19 protein-coding genes, 1 pseudogene and 1 riboswitch are annotated in these 21,759 nt (G+C 67.7%); of the genes and pseudogenes, 12 read left to right on the plus strand and 8 right to left on the minus strand.

Annotated features, from left to right (window positions below; translation table 11 throughout):
• Positions 1–98: 98 nt before the first annotated feature.
• The 4 genes from OHA61_RS09935 (at position 99) to OHA61_RS09950 (ending at position 4,792) form a co-directional block, all read left to right on the plus strand.
• Positions 99–827 (plus strand): ABC transporter ATP-binding protein, encoded by a 729-nt coding sequence (locus tag OHA61_RS09935; protein ID WP_389372058.1) that lies wholly within the window; start codon positions 99–101, stop codon positions 825–827.
• Entirely contained in the window at positions 809–1,984 is a 1,176-nt protein-coding gene (locus OHA61_RS09940) for a hypothetical protein (RefSeq protein ID WP_406302783.1), read from the plus strand. The genes OHA61_RS09935 and OHA61_RS09940 overlap by 19 nt, the downstream gene beginning before the upstream one ends.
• 669 nt (positions 1,985–2,653) lie before the next feature.
• The gene (locus OHA61_RS09945) at positions 2,654–3,772 is read left to right on the plus strand and encodes an LOG family protein (RefSeq protein WP_406302785.1); all 1,119 of its coding nucleotides are present in this window, start codon (positions 2,654–2,656) and stop codon (positions 3,770–3,772) included.
• 84 nt (positions 3,773–3,856) lie between these two features.
• Positions 3,857–4,792 (plus strand): hypothetical protein, encoded by a 936-nt coding sequence (locus OHA61_RS09950; protein WP_406302787.1) that lies wholly within the window; start codon positions 3,857–3,859, stop codon positions 4,790–4,792.
• Here the strand turns inward: OHA61_RS09950 and OHA61_RS09955 are convergent.
• The 4 genes from OHA61_RS09955 to rlmN form a co-directional block, all read right to left on the minus strand.
• Complete coding sequence (locus OHA61_RS09955; RefSeq protein ID WP_406302789.1) at positions 4,779–5,807, minus strand: ABC transporter ATP-binding protein; 1,029 nt, start codon at positions 5,805–5,807, stop codon at positions 4,779–4,781. The two genes, OHA61_RS09950 and OHA61_RS09955, sit on opposite strands and share 14 nt — an antisense overlap.
• Positions 5,807–7,423 (minus strand): ABC transporter permease, encoded by a 1,617-nt coding sequence (locus OHA61_RS09960; protein ID WP_406302791.1) that lies wholly within the window; start codon positions 7,421–7,423, stop codon positions 5,807–5,809. Before OHA61_RS09960 ends, OHA61_RS09955 begins: the two co-directional genes overlap by 1 nt.
• Before the next feature lie 62 nt (positions 7,424–7,485).
• The gene (locus OHA61_RS09965; protein WP_406302793.1) at positions 7,486–8,577 is read right to left on the minus strand and encodes a thiamine ABC transporter substrate binding subunit; all 1,092 of its coding nucleotides are present in this window, start codon (positions 8,575–8,577) and stop codon (positions 7,486–7,488) included.
• A 68-nt stretch (positions 8,578–8,645) separates the two neighbouring features.
• Positions 8,646–8,770, minus strand: a riboswitch (TPP riboswitch).
• Between the two features lie 19 nt (positions 8,771–8,789).
• On the minus strand, positions 8,790–9,896 hold the full coding sequence (gene rlmN / locus OHA61_RS09970; protein WP_406302795.1) for a 23S rRNA (adenine(2503)-C(2))-methyltransferase RlmN: 1,107 nt from the start codon (positions 9,894–9,896) through the stop codon (positions 8,790–8,792).
• Positions 9,897–10,157: 261 nt separating this feature from the next.
• On the opposite strand from rlmN, the gene OHA61_RS09975 reads away from it, so the two are divergent.
• The gene (locus OHA61_RS09975) at positions 10,158–10,499 is read left to right on the plus strand and encodes a DUF6233 domain-containing protein (RefSeq protein WP_406302797.1); all 342 of its coding nucleotides are present in this window, start codon (positions 10,158–10,160) and stop codon (positions 10,497–10,499) included.
• Positions 10,500–10,634: 135 nt separating this feature from the next.
• On the opposite strand, the gene OHA61_RS09980 is transcribed toward OHA61_RS09975, so the two are convergent.
• The gene (locus tag OHA61_RS09980) at positions 10,635–11,489 is read right to left on the minus strand and encodes an alpha/beta hydrolase family protein (protein ID WP_406302798.1); all 855 of its coding nucleotides are present in this window, start codon (positions 11,487–11,489) and stop codon (positions 10,635–10,637) included.
• Between the two features lie 365 nt (positions 11,490–11,854).
• Between OHA61_RS09980 and OHA61_RS09985 the strand changes: the two genes are divergently transcribed.
• The 5 genes from OHA61_RS09985 to OHA61_RS10005 all read left to right on the plus strand — a co-directional run bounded on the left by OHA61_RS09985 (position 11,855) and on the right by OHA61_RS10005 (position 17,565).
• The gene (locus tag OHA61_RS09985) at positions 11,855–12,289 is read left to right on the plus strand and encodes a hypothetical protein (protein WP_406302800.1); all 435 of its coding nucleotides are present in this window, start codon (positions 11,855–11,857) and stop codon (positions 12,287–12,289) included.
• Positions 12,286–14,562: a tetratricopeptide repeat protein gene (locus OHA61_RS09990; RefSeq protein WP_406302802.1), complete on the plus strand. Its 2,277-nt coding sequence runs from the start codon at positions 12,286–12,288 to the stop codon at positions 14,560–14,562. The genes OHA61_RS09985 and OHA61_RS09990 overlap by 4 nt, the downstream gene beginning before the upstream one ends.
• 461 nt (positions 14,563–15,023) lie before the next feature.
• Positions 15,024–15,779, plus strand: coding sequence for a competence protein CoiA (locus OHA61_RS09995; protein ID WP_406302804.1), 756 nt, complete (start codon positions 15,024–15,026; stop codon positions 15,777–15,779).
• 425 nt (positions 15,780–16,204) lie between these two features.
• Positions 16,205–16,411 (plus strand): hypothetical protein, encoded by a 207-nt coding sequence (locus OHA61_RS10000; RefSeq protein ID WP_406302806.1) that lies wholly within the window; start codon positions 16,205–16,207, stop codon positions 16,409–16,411.
• 689 nt (positions 16,412–17,100) lie between these two features.
• The gene (locus OHA61_RS10005; RefSeq protein ID WP_406307632.1) at positions 17,101–17,565 is read left to right on the plus strand and encodes a hypothetical protein; all 465 of its coding nucleotides are present in this window, start codon (positions 17,101–17,103) and stop codon (positions 17,563–17,565) included.
• Here the strand turns inward: OHA61_RS10005 and OHA61_RS10010 are convergent.
• Complete coding sequence (locus OHA61_RS10010; RefSeq protein WP_406302807.1) at positions 17,449–17,778, minus strand: formylglycine-generating enzyme family protein; 330 nt, start codon at positions 17,776–17,778, stop codon at positions 17,449–17,451. The genes OHA61_RS10005 and OHA61_RS10010 overlap by 117 nt on opposite strands.
• Positions 17,779–17,844: 66 nt before the next feature.
• Positions 17,845–18,527 (minus strand): annotated as a pseudogene (locus tag OHA61_RS10015) (transposase family protein).
• Positions 18,528–19,133: 606 nt separating this feature from the next.
• Here OHA61_RS10015 and OHA61_RS10020 point away from each other — a divergent pair.
• Together OHA61_RS10020 and OHA61_RS10025 are read left to right on the plus strand one after the other, a co-directional pair.
• Positions 19,134–20,369 (plus strand): helix-turn-helix domain-containing protein, encoded by a 1,236-nt coding sequence (locus OHA61_RS10020; protein WP_406302808.1) that lies wholly within the window; start codon positions 19,134–19,136, stop codon positions 20,367–20,369.
• Complete coding sequence (locus OHA61_RS10025; protein WP_406302809.1) at positions 20,351–20,929, plus strand: flavoprotein; 579 nt, start codon at positions 20,351–20,353, stop codon at positions 20,927–20,929. Before OHA61_RS10020 ends, OHA61_RS10025 begins: the two co-directional genes overlap by 19 nt.
• Positions 20,930–21,145: 216 nt before the next feature.
• Here OHA61_RS10025 and OHA61_RS10030 read toward each other — a convergent pair whose 3' ends face one another.
• Positions 21,146–21,529, minus strand: coding sequence for a GntR family transcriptional regulator (locus OHA61_RS10030; protein ID WP_406302810.1), 384 nt, complete (start codon positions 21,527–21,529; stop codon positions 21,146–21,148).
• Positions 21,530–21,759: the final 230 nt, after the last annotated feature.

Consider the following 21,759-nt stretch of genomic DNA (forward strand, 5'->3'; position numbering starts at 1 on the left):
CCGGTTCTGAATCCTTAGCGTGCCGAGTGACCGATCGGCCCTGTCTTCGTTCCCCCGGACGGGGGAGGGGAAATCTGATCAGAACCGAGGTGTACGCCATGGTGGCCCCGCCGGACAACGATGTGCTCTGGGCGCGTTCCCTGCACCACTCCCACAACGGCTCGCCCGCGCTCGTGGGCGTATCGCTGGGCGTACGGGAGGGCGAGATCCTCGCCGTGTACGGGCCCCGCGGCAGCGGCAAGACCACGCTCCTGAGGTGCCTGTCCGGTCAACTGGTCGCGCAGGAGGGCGAGGTCTGGTTCAACAGCTCCCCTGTGCACACGCTGAGCCCGCCGCAGCGCGAGCGGCTGCGGCGGGACCGTTTCGGGTGGATCGACTCCGAGCCGACGCTGGTCCCGGAGCTGACGGCCTGGGAGAACGCCGCCCTGCCGCTGCTGCTGCGCGGCATCTCGCACCGCGCGGCGAAGACCGCGGCGATGGAGTGGCTGGAGCGGCTCGACATCGACGCGTGCGCGCGCAAGCGGCCCCATGCGCTGCTGCAGGCGCAGCGGCAACGGGTCGCCACCGCACGGGCGCTGGCCGCTTCGCCCTCGGTGCTGTTCGCGGACGAGCCGACGGCGACGCTGCACCGGGCGGACCGGGCGCACCTGCTGCGTATGGTCACGGCTGCGGCGCGTTCGCACCGCATCACCGTCGTGCTCGCCACGCACGACGCGGAGGTGGCGGCGCTCGCCGACCGTTCGATCGGGCTCGTCGACGGCCGGCGCGTCAACTCCCTCGCGACCGCGGACGCGGAAGGCCGGGCCGAGTGCTCGCTCTCCGTCTAGCCCGAGGCGCGCATCCCCTGGTCCTGCTGCGCCGCCTGATGGTGGCGTCGGCGTCCGCGGGCGTCGGGTTCCTGCTGCTGTGCACGCTGACGTACGCGCTGTCCCACCCCACCGACTCCGGCGCGTCCGCGGTGCGGCTGCTGTGGTGCCTGATCCCACTCGCGGCGACGGTGCACTTCGCGGTGGCGGTGGCGCGTACGGATCCGAGTACGCGTCCGAGGTCCGGGCTCTCGGCGATCGGCCTGGGGCCCGCACGGCTCAGCGCGCTGGCCGCGGTGTCGACGGCCGTCTCCGGCACGCTCGGCAGCATGGTCGCGCTGCTGTTCTTCCTCCACCTGCGGGGCGATCTGACGGGGCTGCCGTTCGACGGGGCGGCGGCCGAACTGCTCGCCGCGGACCGGCCATTGCCGCTCGGCGCGGCGCTGACACTGCTCACGCTGGTGCCGCTGCTGTCCTCGGTGGCGGCCGCGCTGACGCTGCGCCCGCACCAGTCTCCGCTGCCGTCTGCGGTGTCTTCGTCCTCCCCGGTGCCTTCTCCCGCTCCGGGCGGGCTGCCGTGGGGGGTCGCGCTGATGGCGGCGGGCCTGGCCGTCGAGACGTACGCGAGCCGCGGCGGGGCGGGTTCGCCTCTGCCTCTGCCGGGCGAATTCGACGGCCACTTCGAGGGCAACCCGGCCGGCGTCCTCGTGGGCTGGACCCTCGCCGCCCTGGGCCTCGCCCTGGCGGGCCCGGGCATCACCCGTTTCTGCGGCCGCCTCCTCCAGTCCCTCCGCCCTGGCCCGACCCGCCTGCTGGCGGGCCGCACCCTCATGGAGGAGTCGAGCCGCATCGGCCGCCCGCTGGGCGTGGTCTGCGCGGTCGCCGCGGCGGCGCTCGCAGCCTCCACGCTGTACGACGACTCGGCCCCCCGCCCCGTCGGCCCACTCACCGGCCTGGGCGCGGCCCTGGTGATCACCTGCACGACGGCGACGCTGCTGGTCTCGGCCCTGGAGGCCAAACATGCCCGTGCCAATACGACGGAATCCCTCCGCCGCCTGGGCACTCCGGCCCCCCTCCTCCGCCAGGCGGCGGCCCTGCGAGCGGTAACGCTCCTGCTGGTCTTCGCCCCCCTGACATGCGGGGTGGGCGCGCTGGCGGCGTTCCCTCTCACGGGCTGACGGAGCCTCAGCCGCCATGCCCCTTGGGCGGCGGGGCACGTGGTCGCGGCCGGAGGTGCCCGGTTCGCCCAAGCCGCGAAGCCGCCGCCCGGGCCGCGGACTTCGGTCTCCCGGGTTTCGGATCCCGTCAAGCGCCGCGAAGCCGGCGCACAGGGCCGGGGGCGTCAGCCCCCGCATCGTCCCGGCACAGGGGCGCCGGATAGCGCAAGGTGCGGCGAAGCAGACGCGGGCCCACGGCCGGTCCCTAAAGACGCCGCGAAGCTGGCGCCCGGCGCCAACGGAGGCGCAAGCCCCCGCTTTCCCCGGTTCGGGGTGCCGGACCCTGCAGGCGCCGCGAAGCCGAAGCCCCGGGCAGGGGGCATCAGCCCCCGCGTCGCCCCGGCACAGGGGCGCCGGACAGGGCAACGCGCAGCGAAGCCACGGCAGCGCGCCGGTCCCGTAAGACACCGAGAACCCGGCGCACAGCGCCAACGGGGGCCCCAGCCCCCGCACTTCCCACCCCGGCACGGGCGGTGCCGGACCCTGCACGGCCGCGAAGCCGACGCTCGAGGGCGGGGGCATCAGCCCCCGCGCATCCTGGCTCGGCGCCGGCCGGGGGCCCGGGGGGGCACCCCCGGTTCAGGCAAGGGGTGGGGTGGGGGACAACCCACCCCCACCCCTATCGGCCGCATGCCGCCTCCCCCCGTACCCCACCCCGACCGCGAGATCGAATCCCTCGAAGAGTTCGATCTCGTCGTCGCCCACGGCACCCTCGCCGGGCACCGCGTCCAGTCCGTCGACCTCACCGACCGCACCTTCGCGCTGCTCACCGCCGACACCACCGGCGCCGTCCTCCTCGGCTGCCCCATGCAGTCCGACGCCGACGCCAAGGTCCGGGCCGACGGCGCGCTCGTCTTCCCGCCGGTTCCCGATCTGCATTTCGATCCGTACCGCGGGCTTCTCTACTCCCCCGACGAGCTGTTCGAGGGCCTGGCCACCAGCGGCTACGAGGCAACTCCCGACGCCCGGGCCTACGCCTGGTTCCAGAAGACCAAGGCCGACGGCGACATATTCGCCTCCATGCTCCGCTCGATCCACGACGACGCCATATCCGACGCCCTGGACGAACACCTCGTCGGCGCGCGCGTCGTGGGCGTGATGGGCGGGCACGCCATGGCCCGCGGCACGGACGCCTACGCAGGCGCCGCCCGCCTCGGCCGGGTCCTCGCCCGGAGCGGGCTCACCGTCGCGACCGGCGGCGGCCCCGGCGCGATGGAGGCCGCCAACCTCGGCGCGTACGCCGCACCGCACCCCGACGAGATGCTCGACGAGGCGCTCGAACTCCTCGCCAAGACCCCCTCGTTCACCCCGTCCGTCTCCGACTGGGCCGGCGCCGCCTTCGAGGTGCGCGACCGCTGGCCCGGCGGCGGCGACTCCATCGGTATCCCCACCTGGTTCTACGGCCACGAGCCGCCGAACGCCTTCGCCGGCCACATCGCCAAGTACTTCGCCAACGCCACCCGCGAGGACGGCCTCCTCGCCCGCTCCACCGCGGGCGTGATCTTCCTGCCCGGCGCCGTCGGCACGGTCCAGGAGATCTTCGACAACGCGACCCCGAACTACTACGAGTCCCGCGGCGAACCGACCCCCATGGTCCTGGTCAACCGTGCGCACTGGACGCGGACGCTCCCCACCTGGCCGCTGCTCCAGTCCCTCGCGGCGGGCCGCACGATGGAGTCCGGCATCGCACTCGTGGACTCGGTCGACGAGGCTCCGGCCGCGCTGACGAGCCTGACCAGCGGCGATTAATCACCGAAAAGCAACTTCGGGGGCCGAAGACACGTCTGGTAGTCCAGCCGGACTTGGACCGACCCCACGTGAACGGAGCCCCTGGTGCTGATTGGCCTACTGACCGCTGTCGCGGCCTCGATCTGTTACGGCACGGGGTCGGTGCTCCAGGCCGTGGGATCCCGCAGGTCAGCTCGCCGCGAGGCGGCCGAGTCGGGCGTCACGCAGCACGGCGGGCCGAGTCTGTCGTCGACCGCGAAGGCCGCGATGACCTGGGAGTTCATCGTCGGCACCATCCTGGACTTCGTCGGCTTCGGCCTAGGCGCGCTCGCGGCACGGCTGCTTCCGCTGTTCCTCTCGCAGACCGTGATCAGCGCGAACCTGGTGATCACGGCCGTGCTGAGCGTCAAGCTGCTGGGCATCCGCCTCAACCGCGCCGAGTGGACCTCGATCGCCGTCGTCTGCTCGGCCCTGGTGCTGCTGGGGTCGGCCGCGGGCCCGGAGGGCAGCGGCGACACCCCGATCGCGACGCACTGGTGGCTGCTGGCGATCTCGCTGCTGCTGATGGTCGGCGGGACCGTCGTCGTACGTCTACTCGGCGCCCGCGCCGCGATCCTGGCCGGTCTGCTGTCGGGTCTCGGCTTCGGCGCCCTGGGGGTCGGCGTACGTGTGCTGAACGGCATCGACCCCTTCGACCTGGGTGCACTGCTCACGGACCCGGCGCTGTACGCGATCCTGGTGGCCGGGATCGGCGGCATGTATCTGCACACGATCGCCCTTCAGATCGGCTCGGTGAACGGCGCGACGGCGGCGCTGGTGGTGGGCGAGACCGTACTGCCGGGCATGATCGGCGTGCTGTGGCTGGGTGACACCTCGCGCGAGGGCTTCGCCTGGATGGCGATCGTCGGGTTCGTACTGGCGGTGGCGGGCGCGGTCGCGGTCGCCTGGTTCGGCGCGCCGGAGGCTCATGGCACGGAGCCACAGCCGCAGGAGTCCGGCGCCGACGAGCTGCGCCGGGAAGACGTCGTCAGCGTTCGCTGAGCACGACCACGTCCTCGGCGCCGAAGACCACGCCCACTTCGGCCCCTTCCTCCGGCGCGTCCCGCAGAGAGCATTCCGCCTCCAGCGGTGGCGCGTCGGCGGGCCTCAGCCGTACGGCGACATGGTCGCCCCGGAACGTAAGCCCGTCGACCCTGCACGGCAGCCCGGACGACGCGTCGTCCAGCCGTACGCCCCCGGGCCGGACCAGGACCCTGCACTCGCCCTGCGGCGAGCCGTCCGGCACCGGGATCTTGCCCCACACCGTGTCGGCGGCCGTCCCGCTCACCGTCGCCGCCACCACGTTGTCGAAGCCCAGGAAGCGCGCGACGAATTCGGACGCGGGCCGCTGCCAGACCTCCAGCGGAGTGCCGGCCTGGGCGATCCGGCCCTCCCGCATGACCACGACTCGGTCGGCGAGCGCGAAGGCCTCACCCTGGTCGTGAGTGACCGCCAGCACGGTGGTGCCCAACCGCCCGAACAGCTCCCGCAGTTCGACGACAAGCCGCTCGCGCAGCCCCCGGTCCAGCTGACCGAGCGGCTCGTCCAGCATCAGCAGCCGGGGCTCCGGCGCGAGCGCCCGGGCCAGCGCCACCCGCTGCTGCTCGCCGCCGGACAGCGAGGCCACCGCCCGGCGCTGTGCGGCGGGCAGCCCGACGAGCGTCAGCAACTCATCGACGCGGCGGGCCTGTTCGGCCCGGCCGACACCGCGCATCCGCAGCCCGAAGGCGACATTGCCGCCCACGTCGCGCTGCGGGAAGAGCTGGTGGTCCTGGAACATCAGCCCGACTCCGCGCCGGTGCACCGGAACCCCCGCCTGGTCGGCGCCGGACAGCAGCACCCGCCCGGTGTCCGCGGACTGAAGGCCGGCGACAATCCTCAGCAGGGTGGACTTGCCGCTGCCGCTCGGCCCCAGTACGCAGACGATCTCGTGCTCTGCGACCTCCAGGTCCACCGCGTCGAGCGCCGCGCGCGCCCCGAACCGTACGGTCACATCCTCCAGTCGCAGCAAGGCCATCAGAACTCCCCGGAGGTTTTGTCGGTACGGATGCGTTCGAGGACCAGCAGCGCTGCCGCGCACACCAGCATCAGGATCGTCGAAAGCGCCATCGCCTGGCCGTAGTTGAGCTCGCCGGGCCTCCCGAGCAGGCGTGCCACGGCGACCGGCAGGGTCGGACGGTCGGGCCTGGCGATGAAGACGGTCGCCCCGAACTCACCGAGCGACACGGCGAAGGCGAACCCCGCCGCGATCAGCACGGCACGCCGCACCATCGGCAGATCGACCTCACGCCAGACCCGCAGCGGCGAGGCCCCGAGCACGGCCGCTGCCTCGCGCAGCCGGTCGTCGACCGCTCGCAGGACGGGCAGCATGGTCCGTACGACGAAGGGGACACCGACCAGCGCCTGCGCCAGTGGTACGAGAATCCACGAGGTACGCAGATCCAGCGGCGGCTTGTCGAGGGTGATCAGGAAACCGAAGCCGACGGTCACCGCGGAGACCCCGAGCGGAAGCATCAGCAGCGCATCGAACCCGCGCACGAGCCGTCCCGCGCGCCGGGTGAGCGCGGCGGCCGCGAGCCCGCCGATGAGCAGTGCGATGCCGGTCGCCGCCAGCGCGTACCGCATCGAGTTCCAGATCGCTTCGATCGGCGGGACAAGGAAACTGCCGCCTGCATCGCCGGTCGACTGCAGGGCCCGGTAGAAGTCGAAGCCGTAACCGCCGGGCCCGTCCAGCGAGCGTTCGACAAGCACTCCGAGGGGCACCAGGATCAGCAACAGCACGGTGAGCAGGACCCCGCCGAGCAGCGCCCACTGCCGGGGGCCGCGCGGCCGGCGCGCGGTCTGAGCCGGGTCGACCAGCTTGAGCGCGGTCTCCCGCCGCCGGACCGTCGACGCGTGCACCGCCAGGATCGCGCCGACCGCGGCGAACTGAACCAGCGTGAGCACGGCCGCCGTGGGCAGATCCAGCAGCTGGGCCGTCTGCCGGTAGATCTCCACCTCCAGCGTCGAGAAGGTCGGTCCGCCGAGGATCTGTACGACACCGAACGAGGTGAAGGTGAAGAGGAAGACCATCAGGGCTGCGGCGGCCACGGCGGGTCCGAGCGCGGGCAGCGTCACCCGCCGCCAGGCCGTGAACCGCCCGGCACCCAGCACCCTGGCGGCTTCCTCCTGACGCGGGTCGAGCTGGGACCACAGACCGCCCACGGTCCGTACGACCACGGCGTAGTTGAAGAAGACATGCGCGAGCAAAATCGCCCACACCGTGGTGTCCAGCCGGACGCCCCACAGCTCATCCAGCAGTCCGCCACGGCCGAGGAGCGCCAGGAACGCGGTCCCGACGACGACGGTCGGCAGCACGAACGGAACGGTCACCACCGCCCGCAGCAGCTGCTTGCCCGGGAAGTCGAAGCGAGCGAAGACATACGCTGCGGGCAGCGCGATCAGCAGCGTGAGCGCGGTGGAGGCGAGCGCCTGCCAGGCGGTGAACCACAGCACGCGCTGGATGTCGGCACGGCTCAGCACCTCGCCGATCCGCCCGAACTGCCATACCCCGTCGACCTGGAGACCGCGGCCGACGATCGAGACGACGGGGTAGGCGAAGAAGACCGCGAAGAACACGGCGGGCCCGGCCATCAGCCCGAGCCGCGCCGCATTCCCCCGGACGGAACCGCGGACGGAACCCGGGACGGACTTCGTTACTTCACTACGAGCGAGGACCATGACTGGACCCACTGCTCACGGTTCTTGGCGATCTTGTCGGGAGCGACGGTCTCCGGCTTGTCGACGACGGCGCCGAACTTGGTGAACGCCTCGGGCAGCTTCGCGCCCTTGACCACCGGGTAGACGAACATGTTGAGCGGCATGTCCTCCTGGAACTGCTTGGAGATCAGGAAGTCCAGCAGGGCCTTGCCGCCCTCCTCGTTCTTCGCGCCGCTCAGGAGTCCCGCGAACTCCGTCTGACGGAAGCAGGTTCCGGTCGCGACGCCGGTGGGCGCCTCGGTCGGCTGCGGCTTGGCGAAGACCACCTCGGCCGGCGGGCTGGAGGCGTACGAGACGACCAGCGGGCGGTCCGCCTTGGCCTTCTTGCCACCGGCGGAACCGGAGAACTCGTTGTTGTACGCCTGCTCCCAGCCGTCGACGACCTTGACGCCGTTGCTCTTCAGCTTCTTCCAGTAGTCCTGCCAGCCGTCCTCGCCGTACTTGCCTATGCTGCCGAGGAGGAAGCCGAGGCCGGGCGACGAGGTCGCCGCGTTCTCCGTGACCAGCAGGTTCTTGTACTCGGGCTTGATCAGGTCGTCGAAGGACTGCGGCGGAGCCAGCTTTTTGTCGGCGAAGTACTTCTTGTCGTAGTTGACGCAGATGTCGCCGGTGTCGACGGGCGTGACGCGGTGCTTGTCCTTGTCGAGCTGCACCTCGTCGGGCACCTGGTCCAGGCCCTTGGCCTCGTACGGCGTGAACAGGTCGTTGTCCAGGGCGCGCGAGAGGAGGGTGTTGTCGACGCCGAAGAAGACATCGCCCTGCGGGGAGCCCTTGGTGAGGATCTCCTTGTTGAGGGCGGCGCCGGCGTCGCCGCTCTGGAGCACCTTGACCGTGTAGCCGGTCTCCTTGGTGAACTGCTTCAGTACGGCGGGCGAGGCGACGAACGAGTCATGGCTGACGAGCGTCACGGTCTTGGACTTCGGACCGCTGCCCGTGGCGGAGTCCTCGGACTCCCCGCACGCGGCGAGCGTCGAGACGCCGAGCGCGACGGCGATGGCGGAAACCGCCACCTTCTTGGTGGTGCTCACTGAATTCCTCCTGGAGTGACCAGGAAGAGACGCGGCCCTGCTCACATGGCGTGAGCAGGGCGCAACAGCTTGAGTGATGACCGAACTTCCTACCCAGAATGACCTGGGCAAGGTTCAGAGGGTCTGCGACCACGTGCTTGTTTCCAAGCATGTGCCGCACTCTCAGCGCTGTGGCGCTCCCCTGTCGGAATATGCAAATGTTCGAGCCCAGACTACCGCTCGGACGCCGCGAGCTGTCCGCACGCTCCGTCGATCTCCTGGCCACGGGTGTCCCGTACGGTCACGGGCACGCCGTGGGCCGCGATCGCCTCCACGAAGGCCTTTTCGTCCTCGGGGCGCGATGCCGTCCACTTCGAGCCCGGCGTCGGGTTGAGCGGGATCAGATTCACGTGGACGCGCTTGCCCTTGAGCAGGCGGCCCAGCAGATCGCCCCGCCATGCCTGATCATTGATGTCCCTGATCAGAGCGTATTCGATGGAGATACGGCGGCCTGACTTCTCCGCGTACTCCCATGCCGCGTCCAGGACCTCGCGGACCTTCCAGCGCGTGTTGACCGGGACCAGGGTGTCACGCAGCTCGTCGTCCGGCGCGTGCAGCGAGACGGCGAGGCGGCACTTGAAGCCCTCGTCGGCGAAGCGCAGCATCGCGGGCACCAGACCGACGGTGGAGACGGTGATCCCGCGCTGCGAGAGACCGAGACCGTCCGGCTCGGGGTCGGTGAGACGGCGGATGGAGCCGACGACCCGCTTGTAGTTGGCGAGCGGCTCGCCCATGCCCATGAAGACGATGTTGGACAGCCGCGCCGGGCCTCCGGGCACCTCGCCGTCACGCAGGGCGCGCATCCCGTCGACGATCTGGTGCACGATCTCGGCGGTCGACAGATTGCGGTCGAGCCCCGCCTGCCCGGTGGCGCAGAAGGGGCAGTTCATCCCGCAGCCGGCCTGCGAGGAGATGCACATGGTCACCCGGTCCGGGTAGCGCATGAGCACGGACTCGACAAGCGTGCCGTCGTGAAGCCGCCACAGGGTCTTACGGGTGGTGTCCTCGTCGCACGAGATGTGCCGCACGACGGACATAAGATCCGGCAGCAGCTCGGCGGCGAGCTTCTCGCGCGCGGACGCGGGGATGTCGGTCCATTGGGTGGGGTCGTGGGCGTACCGCGCGAAGTAGTGCTGCGAGAGCTGCTTGGCACGAAACGGCTTCTCGCCGATCGCGGCGACGGCGTCCTTGCGCTCGGCGGGCGTGAGGTCGGCGAGATGCCGCGGGGGCTTCTTGGCACCGCGGGGCGCGACGAAAGTGAGTTCTCCGGGCTTGGGCATGGTCCCACCAGTGTCGCAGAAGGATTCCCGTGACCTGGGGCCGTCGGCTTGCGGGGTGGGCGTTGTCGGTCGTTGTCGGTCACTGGTGGGCACCCTCAGACGGCCCACAGACGGCCCAGCCCGGAGAGCGTTCTGGCTGGCCAGGGGGCCAGCGGGGAGCGCGAGCGAACCTACTGGGGCCGACGACGACGGCATGGCGAACCTCTCCCCCGCCGTGGCCTCCCTGTCGGACCAGCACGGTCGCGACCTAGACTCGAACACATGTCCGAACAGATGCCTCGACTGGACCGCCTGCGCAGCGTCCGCCAGTGGCTCGCGTGGCAACTGCGCCGCACCGACGAATCCATCGCGGAACTGGAGCGCCAGGAGGCAGCCGCTGCGCGCGCGGCACGCACTCTGCCCCCACGCGAGCCTGCATGGAAGCTGTCGATGCTACGGGCAGGTGGCAAACCCAGCCCGGACGCGGTGCACACGATCGACTGCCGCATGGCCGGCAACCCCACGAAACGGCTGACCCGCGAGCAGGCACTCCGCGCAATCACAGAAGACGGAATCACGGCATGCCCGTACTGCCGACCAGACACAGACCTCGGCGTGCTGTGAACCGCGCAGCCGTCACAGCCCCAAGACGTGGGCAATGCACCGATCGTCTTGCACCGCGCAACCGGGGCGCCGGCCCTGTTCCGGCTGTGGACGTCCCTGCCGCATCATCCGCCGTCGCGCTCCCGGGCTACCTCGCTACACCACGCTCCGGTCAATAAAGTCGATCACAGCCCTGGCCAGTGCCACGCGGTGGTCGGACAGAGAGTGATCCGTCATGAAGACCCGATGTTCGAGACGGGGAACTGCGTACTTCGCGTACGCGGCGACCACAGGTTCATGGTGGATCTGGACCGGGGCCACATCATCCAGCCCTGTACCGACGAGGAGCACGGGCCGATCGGCGAGTCGCGGGGCCAGCCGAGCAAGGCTCCACTCGACACCAGTGCTCTCAATCTCCGATACCAGTGCCTCCCCACTCGTGCCCCGCAGTGGGAGCAACTCCTTTTCAAACGCCGTCACGAACGCGGCCCGGGCTACGGGGTCCGTCCGGCATCTGGCTCCGACCGCACCGAGGTCGAAGCCCGCGACAGAGGCGACGGCGCACACCTGCGAATCCGCGGCGGCGGTCATCAGCGCTGCGAAACCCCCCATGCTGTGGCCTACGACCGCAAGCCTCCCCGGATCCAGCCGATGCTCGGCCACGGTGCCCGGCTCACGCAGCGCGGCGACGACGCGGGCGCTGTCTTCGAGGACGTGGCACCACGCGTACGTGCCGCCGACGCCCCAGGAGCCCCGGTAGTGGAAGACCGCGGTGGCGTAGCCCGCGCGGCGCAGCGCCTGCGCAAGGTCGAAGTTGCGCTCGTTCCCCGGGAATCCATGCAACAGCACCACCACCGGGTGCGGACCGGGCCCTGGTGGCAGGTGGAGGAGTCCCAGCAAGGTCTCACCCGCGCTGCGGACGTGCAGCGGGAGCGTGGCGGCCGGCGGCCAAAGGCTGTCGACCGGGTCCGCTGCTACAGGGTCGGGCTTGGTTTCTCCTGCGTCGAGCATGGGGCCTCCCGTTCCTGCCGACTGCCGGTCATCGGGACGCTAGCGGCACTACTCACATCACTGAAGGCTGCGGGACGCCATTCTCACCAGGACTTCCACGCCTGGACATGGTTGAAGAGTTATACGGACCTCAGCCGATCAGGAAGCCCTTCATTCCGATTACCTCAAGTAGTAATGAAAACGCGTAACGTAATAATCTGGGGAGCGATGAACTTCTCGGCGGGGCGCGGCCGCGGCCCGGGGGTTTGGGCGCCGGATAGGGAAGTGCTGAAGTGGCACCTGAGGGTACGCACGTCGTACCCGTTGCCCACCGGACCCTAACGACACGCTCCGACGGCTTGTTCACTCCGGAGAGTGGGGGACTCATGACGACCGAAGCACTGGCTGGACTCGCGGCTGCCGGTGGAGCAGCGCTGGTTGGGGCGATGGCCACAGATGCCTGGCAGACGGCACGCACCCGTTTCCTCCAACTGCTCGGCCGGGACCACCGCTTGGACTGCATCGAAGGTCACCTGGAGGCACAGGCGGATGTGGTGGAACGCACCGCCGAGAGCCGCCGGGAGGAGGCTCGTGCGGCCCTTCTCCCGGGATGGCACTTTCAGTTGGCGGACTTCCTCCAGCAGCACCCCGAAGCCGAGCAGGAGTTGCGGCAGGCGATCGAGCAGGTGTGGTGGGAGTTGCCCGAGAAGTACCAGCGGCAGGTGGAAGCGCACTTCGATGTGCGCGCCGGACGGGACGCATACACCTCCGCACACGACATGACCGTCACCCATCACCATGGAGACCGCTCCTCGCCATGACCGCACCGCACTCGGAGCAGCCGAGCATCTGGATCGGAGCCGACCGGGACACCTACGCCGCTGCCAACAACCTGCATGTTCACCATCACGGAGAGAATTTCGGCCCCGCTGGCCAAGTGTCCATCGCGCCCCGGCAACTGGCCTATCCGGTGCGGGGCCGTCAGGGAGTCATCGAGTCACTGCTCGCTGCTCCCCCCGGGACGGTGCACGTGGTGTGCGGCTGCGGAGGCTCCGGCAAGACCACGGTCGCACTGGCCGTGGCAGCGGAAGCCCGGGCCCGGGGCGCCGACGTGTGGCAGTTGTCCGCAGTAGACGCCGCTACGTTCGACACTCATTTACGTGCTCTTGCCGTGCGGCTGGGTGTCGGCATCGAACGACTCAGGCTCGCCTGGTCGGGCTCGGCCGGTGACGCTCCCGACCTTGTGTGGGAAGTCTTGGAGCAACGGACACGACCATGGTTGCTGGTCGTCGACAACGCCGACGACCTGGGGCTGCTGGCGGGCGCGGGCGGTCACATAGAGGACGGCAATGGCTGGATCCGCCGCCCTCCGACACCAGGACGGCTGCTGATCACCAGCCGCAACCAGAACCCCGAGGCGTGGGGGACCTGGGTGAGTCTGCACCCGCTCGGCGTTCTCTCCCGCCGGGCAGGGACAGAACTGCTCCTCGACCGCGCCCCCACAGCGGGAGCCGAAGCCCAGGCCGCCGCGCTCGGGGACCGACTTGGCCACCTGCCACTGCTGCTCCACCAGGCCGGTCTCTATCTCTCCCGTGCAGACCGCAATCCCCCGTGGCCGGGCGTGCCTCGCTGCCCTCGAACCTTCGGGGCGTATCGCATCGCACTCGGCGACCGCCTCAACGAACTGTTGGACAGCCCGACGGGCCAGCCATCGCACCTGCCGCGCCAACGAGCCACCGCGACATGGGAAGTCACCCTCGATCTCCTGGCCGGGCGGCAGCTGGGCCACACCCGGCCGCTGCTCCGGCTGCTGGCGCACTTCGGTGATGCACCCATCCCATACACGGAGGTGCTGCCCTGCTCGGCCCTTCACACCTCCCCGCTGTTCCAGCTCCAGCGCGGGACCGATATCCAGCAAGCGATCAACGCGTTAGCCGAGTACGCCCTGGTCACCACCCAGACCCCCGAAAGCGACGCCGACGACCCGGCCGGTTACACAGTCACCCTGCATCCGCTTGTCGCCGAAGTCACCCGGCAACTCGACGAGGTCCGCCGGTGCCGTGGTGAGTACCTCGCGCTGGTCGCCCAGGGCCTGCACGACGGTGCGGCCAGACATGACCCTCGCAGCCCGGCCGACTGGCCTTTCTGGCGCCTCGCCACCGCGCATCTGCACCGTTTGCTTGAACAGACAGGGGACGGGGACGCCGGTCCGGACGCGGAGACCGTGACCGTCGCGGCCATCGCCTGCATCGAGTACGCCAGGGACGCTGGCCTGTACGGCCTCGCAAGAGCCACGGTTGATGGCGTCACCGCGGTGTGCGCCTCGCTGCCCCCCGACGGTCGAACTGCCCTGAGGCTGCGTTTCGAACGCGCGCTGCTCACCGGCCTGGCCGGTGACGTCGCTGCGGCCGAGTCGGAGTACCGCGCACTGCTCGACATCCAGCGCCGATTCCTGCACGACGCCGATCCCCAAACCCTGTGCACCCAACATGCCCTGGCCCATGTACTTGACCTGCGCGGAGACTTGGACGGGGCCGAGGCGGAATACCGGGCGGTCCTCGAAGGCCGCTCACGGATCCTCGGTACCGATCACATCGACACCCTGTGGACCCGGCACAACCTGGCCTGGATCGCCGGCCAGCGGGGCGATCTGACATCGGCCGAGGCCGAGTACCGGGCAGTACTGGACGACCGTTCACGGACGTTGGGCTGCGACCATCCGCACACCATGTACACCCGGCATGCATTGGCGTGGGTGCTCGGCCAGCGGGGCGATCTGGCAGCGGCCGAGGCGGAGTACCGGGCAGTGCTGGAGGACCGTTCACGGACGTTGGGCTGCGACCATCCGCACACCATGTACACCCGGCATGCATTGGCGTGGGTGCTCGGCCAGCGGGGCGATCTGGCAGCGGCCGAGGCCGAGTACCGGGCAGCACTCGACGGACAGACCCAGCTTCTCGGTGAGGAGCACCCACAGACCCGAAGCACATCACGTGCTCTTGGTGACCTGCTGCGCCGCATCGAGTCGCAGCCAGCCACCGGAGACGGTGACGAAGACCTGTACTGGTGGGGCTTCAGCGGGGGCAGCAGCTAGTACCGTCGTGTTCCGTGCGCCGAGGTCTGGCCCCTGCTGCTCCGTCGATGCCGTTGAGGGAGGCGTTCGACGTCTCAACTCGCTGGCAGAGGAGCCTCGTTGGTTCCCGATCCTGATCCTGCCGCACTCGACTTACCGCGCGCTCTGGCCGAGTGAGTCACCATGCATCGTCTCCGGAGGGATGCCAAGAGACCTACCAGCACGTGTCCTGACCTGTGTGTTTCGTGAGGCGAGTGGATCCCGACGTTGATCCCTATCCGCATACCGTGCACAAGAGGCGTTCGAACGCGCGCTCTTGGGCGTGCGGAGCAATAGCCGCCGCAGCCTGCTGTGCACGAACTGACGCTTCGAGGTGGCTGCTGCAGCGTCTGTATGCCCCATCGGGCGGGACTAGCCGCTCCGGATTTGACGGGTGTCCGCGTGGGCAATTCCTACCTTGCGATGACGAGGAGGAGAGTGACGTGCTGATCGCCACAGACAACGAGGGCCAGCGGATCCAGGCCGGTCACGACCTTGGTAGCGGATCGTTCACGTGCCCCATGTGCGATTCCGGAGTGATCCTCAAGCGCGGACGCAAGGTCGCTGCGCACTTCGCCCACATGCCCGGGTCGGATTGCCCGGCCGCCGAAGGCGAGAGCTGGCGTCACCTCATGGCCAAGCAAGTCCTGGTCGAGGAATTCAGCGCGCTCGGTTACCGCGCCCGAATGGAGGTTGATCATCGACGAGCTGGCCGACGAGTCGACGTGGCAGTCATTCTCTCCGGTGCTGCCGGCCTCGAACGGCACGTAGCCGTGGAGATCCAGGACTCTTCTATCCAAGTCGACACAATGAAGGCCCGTACGAACCTGGACAAGCGGCTCGGATACCACGCCACTACCTGGCTCTTCACCAGCCACCGTGCAGGTTCGCTGCTACTTGCCGGACCAAAGGATGAGGTGAAGATTCCTGCAGAAATGCTATGGGTGATCAACCGTTACCAGCAGGGCATCCACATCATCGACCCCGAGGCGAGGAGTATCTGCCGTGCCGACGTGGGGTCCGTCTATCGGGATGGAGAGTCACATTCCTGGTACGAGCCAGGTGGGGAGCTCACGGGAGTGGAGTATCCGGGCTACAGCCCAAGGACCCTCAAGACCGTGGAACGCCGACCAGGAGGCTTCCACATTGAGGGCATGAAGGGTCGCTATCCCAACGAGTACGCCATTCTCTTCACGTGATCACCGTCCGCTCGGGCTTCCGCAGGTCGGCTGCCAGCGATGTACTCGTGGGTGGGCAGGGCTCATGGTTGAGGTCCAGCAGCTGTGCACACCAGACGTCGAAGAACTGATGTGCCGAGTCCGCGACCTCGTGGTCACGAACGCGCCCCCGCGCTGACCGGCACGGGAGTGGCCGTCGGCGGTCGTTGCTGGTCATCCTCAGGCGACCTCTGACGGCCCAGGGACGGCCCGGCACCATGCACCGGAAGGTGCCGTTCCGAGTTGGAGGGTGGCTTGCCCGCAGTGCGCCGCCATGGCCCGCAACCTGGAGCCAGAGCGCCGCGTATCCCAATAACCCGGATGAGAAGGGCACTAACCATGGTGCTGGTCGCGAGTGCAGCTTGCATCCGATAGGTATCCACCAGCAAGACAGGAGCTGTGACTGCGTGATCGTAGGCCGCTTGCAGCAGCTGCGTGGTGACGCCCCGAAGGATCGGCCCGCCCTGCCTGTGGACGTAGTCGGCCCGTCCGCCCAGATCGAACGCGGTCAGATGAAGAACGAACAAGCGGCGCCGCCGCGTGACTTCAGAAAGAACAAACTTGAATTGGCGCGTACAAATATACGCTGGAGAAATGCAAGCATCAATTATTGACGCGCCAACAAAAACCCGTTACTTGACGGAGCTAGCTGCCAGGCGCAGGGTAGATGTATGGCGCCCATAGTGGTCCTGCTCGACGAGTGCCAAGTTAATTAAGAGAGAAGTGGCACGGCTTATTGTTGGGGGTGGTAATGATGGTGCTTGCAGATGAAATCTGCGGCTGGAAGCACGTACTAACGCTCCACAAAACAAGAGTCGACCGAATAACCAACGACGCGCGAAGGGCAGTCCGGGAGAACAGTGAAAAAAACGTCCACCCCTGGCCAATAGGCGCCCGAAACGGCAGGGCATCTCTGAGATCGGAAACAAAACAGCTGCGCGAGGTGTGTCAACGCAGAAAAGAAGTAGAAAGAATTGCTAATGATGCCGCTAATAAGCGGGTGAGCCCCTGGAGGCGATGGGATTATATTGACTATTCTCAAACCAAGGTTCATGAAGCTGAGTCGCTGTTGCTCCCGCTTCTGACGCGTGAACAACTCTGGGCAGAGCTACCGCGAATGGAAAGGTCAATCGACGACTATCTTTCGATCGACGACCCTAGACGCATTTGGGCGGACGCTTACTTTCGCAGTCAGCCTGATGAAACTATATCGAGCGCCGAGCGCCTACGGTTGACCGCAGCGGTTAATTGGGCCTATTACGTCAGCGGCCTGAACCGGGATCGCCTAAGATCGTTTCAAAGAATGATCATGTACACGACGGGCATCATCGTTTTCGTGCTCATCGCGCTAGCCCTGATTGAGGTATTCGCTTGGCGCGACGGCATTCTGAGTCTCTGCTTTAGTGATGCATGTCCGAGCGGGGAGGACTCTGGTCCTTTCGATATTCTGATAATAGAGATAGTTGGAATCATAGGTGGCGGATTCGCTGCCATTCACTCGATTGTTGGGAGCCGTGGAGCACTTGACCCCTATGGTCTGCATGTTGCTCAGGCGCTTTTGAAAGCGGTCCTCGGTGGCCTAACCGCGATTCTGGGCGTCCTGCTACTGCATGCCAGCGACGTGATAGTGATAGAGGATCCTGTGAGGCTGCTAGTCTTTGCACTGGTGTTTGGGTACTCTCAGGAACTTGTTACGCGCCTTATTAGCAACAGGGAGGAGGAGCTTCTCAAATCGGCACTTCCGGAAGCGCAAATACAACCTTCCTAGTTGGCATCCGATCAGGTGAGGCCACACAACGAAAGCCTGTGTCGTCGTCTTGCACTTGGCTGCGGTGTTCTGGTCTCCCCACGGATAGATGGTTCCTGTGGTGCCGCGTGCTGCTTTCTCCCATTGGTGAGCGGTGGGCAGTGACTTGCCAGCCCATTCCGCGTACGCAGCTACGTCCTTCCAAGAGACCTCGACCGCTGGGTGATCGTACAACCGGCGTGGACACCGTCCGCCCTCCCAGTGTTTCGGGGTCCGGTAGCCAGTGAGCGTTTTCCAACCTCATGCCGACGCGTGGTGCAGGATGAGGACGGCCTTCACGATGTCGGTGATCAGGTTGGTGCTGCAGCGGAGTTTCCGCAGAAGTCGCCAGCCCTTGAGAGTGGCCATGGCTTGCTCGCCGACGCATCGGATCTTGGTCCCCCCTGGTACGCCTTGTCCGCCCAGCACTTCAGGCCCGCGTCGGTGAGCGCGTCGATGATCCCGTGGTGCCGGGCGGCGGTGAGGTCGTGCGTCGATCCGGGCAGGGCTGGTGAGGCCCAGAGCAGGCGTCCGAAGGGATCGGTGAGGACCTGGACGTTCATGCCGTGGCGCTTGTGCTTCCCGGAGTAGTACGGGGTGTCGGCCGCGATCCGGTCGATCGGCAGCAGCGTGCCGTCGAGGATGACGAACGCCTTCTCCCGGATCGTCGTCATCGCCTCGGCAAGCGATGGGGCGAGACCAGCCAGCACCTGAACGGCCTCGCGGATGTAGCGGAACACGGTCGCGATCCCGACGCCGAACCCGGCGGCGAGCTGGGCGTAGGTGTCACCGCACCGCAGGTGGGCCAGGGCGAGCAGGGCCTGACGGGCGGCGGTCAGGCGCCGCCACCGCGTCCCGATCTCCACCTGCCGTGCAGCCAGTTGCCCGGTCAGGAACCGCAAAGTGCGGCTGGACAGATCGATCGAGGATGGGTAGACAAGCACGCGAAGCTCCTGGCGGACACGGGTGATCTTGGTCGAGAACCCGTCTACCAGGAGCTTCGTCGTTCCGTGCAAACACTGGCCGCTGCCAACTGACCCACCCCACAGTCAGGTTGGAAAGGGCTCAGTAGCCGCGCAGAACCTCGCGTAGTCGGCGTTTAGTCGTCGGAACATGTCGATGCAGTACTCATCGGCCCAGACGGGTCCGTTGCCTTCCTCGGCGGCGATCGACCAATGCGTCTCGCCTTCCTCCTGCGCACGGACCTGGCGCCGCAGCTCCACCCCGGGGCCGCGAACGACCGCCATGTGTTCGATTTCTGACGCTTGCCAGGCGTGCCGCGACAACCAGATGCGCTCCGTAACCGGACAGCCCGGACAGCGTCCGTTTCAGCTGTCCGGTTCGTTCCTTCAGGTCAGGTCCGCAACCAGACAGCCAGACAGCAGGGACACCATCCCGCGCGGTCCATCAGGCCCGGACATTCCGTCCGGGCTCTTCCCTATGCAGAGCTGCACGCTGTCCGTGGCGTGGGGGCTCAGATCCGCTACTCGTTCACCACCACGTCGGTACCTTGAGAGGCGCCCCTACTCAGCAGCGGGAGGCAACACCCCATGCGTGGTCTCGGAGATCACCTCAGCATCGGCGAACGAATCGCGTTCTACCGGAAGCGCCGCGGATACACGCAAGAGGTGCTGGCCGGACTGGTCGGCCGCAGCACGGACTGGTTGGCGAAGGCCGAGTCCGGGCGACGCAAACCGCCGCGGATCGACATGCTCGCGGAGCTCGCGCGCATCCTTCGGGTTCCCCTCGGGGACATCGTGGGTCAGTCCATGCTCGTAGAGGACGAGAAGCAGCAGGACGATGTGCCCGCTGTACGTGACGCCCTCATGAGCCCACGGCGGCTCTCGCGTCTCCTGTTCGGGCCGGAGGTAGATACGCAGCTTCCGACCCCTGCACCGGCCGCGGTGCATGTCGAGAAGGCGTGGAACGACTACCAGGGCGGTCGGCTCGGCAGCGTGATTTCCGCTCTTCCTGCGCTCCTCCAGACCGCTCAAGAGCTGGAGGACCGCGCGGCACGTCGCGAAGAGGACCGTCATGACTGCTGGGCAGTGTCGGCACGTACGCACCACCTTGCGGCCACGACACTCGCGAAGATTGGGGAGTCTGACATCTCATGGCTAGCTGCCGAGCGAGCCATGCAGGCGGCCGATGCATCCGACGACCCCTTGGTACTGGCGTCGGCTGCGCGCTCAGGCACGCACGCCCTGCTCGCCAACGGCCGTTATGAGGCCGCGATGCAGCTGGGCGACGCTACGGCAAACTGGCTGTCTCCCCGAATAGCGGAGAGCGATCCTGCCGCCTTGAGCTTGCTCGGCATGATTCACCTGCGGGCCGCCGTCGCAGCAGCGCGACACCAGGACCGTCCCACGGCTACTCGCCTCTTGAACCGCGCCGAAGAGCTGGCGGACGATCTCGGATCGGATGAGAACTACTGGCAGACCGGATTCGGCCCGACGAACGTGCTGCTGCACCGGCTATCCATTGAGCTGGACCTCGAAGACGTCGCATACGTGGTGGAGAACGGCCGGATCAACGTGGACCACATGCCGCAGGAGCGCAGCGTGTCGCACCGTATCGACTTCGCCCGCGCGCTGTCGCTCGCGGGACATGGTGACGACGCTTTCGCGGAGCTGCGCAAGGCCGAACGGACATCTCCTCAGCTCGTACGCAACAATCCCAGGGTCCGCGAGACGCTGAGAGATCTGACCAAACAGTCCCCGGTGACTGCGGGCTCCCGATCGTCCGAGGTGTTCGTGATGGCCCAACGATGCAAGGCGGTGCAGTGAGTACGAGCAAACGCGGTGTTCTGGGAGTCGTCGGCTCTGCGGCCGGCGGAGTTGAAGCGCTCCGCACCGGGCTGGTCGAGCCCGCAATGCACCGAGGCTGGCAGGTGGCCGTGACGCTTACGCCGACCGCTGGCAACTGGCTGCGGATGAGTGGTGAGGTGGAGCGGCTGGAAAAGCTGACAGGGCTCCCGGTACGTGCTGAGCCGCGGCTCCCTGGAGACGACAGGCCGCACCCGCCCGTGGACTGCTACGTGGTCGCCCCGGCAAGCTCCAACATGGTCGCCAAGCTCGCGACAGGCATCGCAGACAATCAGGCGCTGACCCAGGTTGGCGAAGCCATCGGAACGCTCGGACTTCCTGTCGTCGTCTTCCCTCGGGTGAACGCCGCGCACGCACGGCATCCTGCGTGGCAACGACACCTCGACACGCTCCGCGAGGCAGGCGTGCGCCTCGTGTACGGGCCGGACGTCTGGCCGCTGTACGAGCCGCGCGATGCGCCGCCAGGCCGAGAGCTGCCCTGGTTGGCTGTCCTCGACGCCGTGGATGAAGTCACCAAATGATGCATCGTCAACCTGCCTGACCTGCAAGGAAAGAGGACCCGGACATTCTGTCCGGGTCCTCTGCTGTTCGCGGCCACATGCTCGTTGGCATGCCAGGGATCAATGAGCAAGCGAACGAGCAGGGAGGCCTCACTCTCGCTGAACTCGCACTGATCAAAGCGAGTTTGCGGGAAGCGCGCTCCTCGGTCGAACGGCTGCTGAGGCGCGCGGATGAAGTCACCGGGAGGTTGGAGAGTCGTTGCCAGCCAACTGCTCAAGGCGGTCGAGACGCTCACCGAGTTGACGGAGAGCCTCATGAATCGAGCTGAGCTCTTCCGCCAACGCGGCGAATGCAGGGCTGCTGCCCGGCTCGGTGCCGAGGGGCGCCGAAGGGTCACGGACGAACGTCCCGCGTCCCTGCTGGGTGAGTACCAAGCCCTCATCGCGGAGTTGACCGTATGCGCTCTGCACGGTCATGAGCTGCACGCCGAGATCCTTGGCGAGCTTCCGCGCTGCGGGCAGCTGGGAGCCAGGTTCCCGCTTGCCGCCTGCGATTTCTCCGCGGTACTTCGCAGCGATCTCCTTGGCCGTCGGCTTCGGTGCGTCAGGTCTGGATTCCATAGCTCCGAGCGTAACCGGACCTAGGTCAATCTCAGATCCCCGGCTACACCTCTTGACAGCCAGATTGACCTAGGTCAATCTGAATGGCGCCCGGAGGGCCCCGTGAAACGGGCCTGAAGGAAGCGCCTGTTCCTTGACAACTCAACAGCGAGGTCACCGCCTCCTCAGAAAGGCGGTCGGCGCGGCTCTGGTCCGCGCGCAGTACAAGCACGCAGCCCTGTGCTGCCCAC

It is taken from the genome of Streptomyces sp. NBC_00885, from assembly GCF_045207475.1.
Lineage (GTDB): Bacteria > Actinomycetota > Actinomycetes > Streptomycetales > Streptomycetaceae > Streptomyces.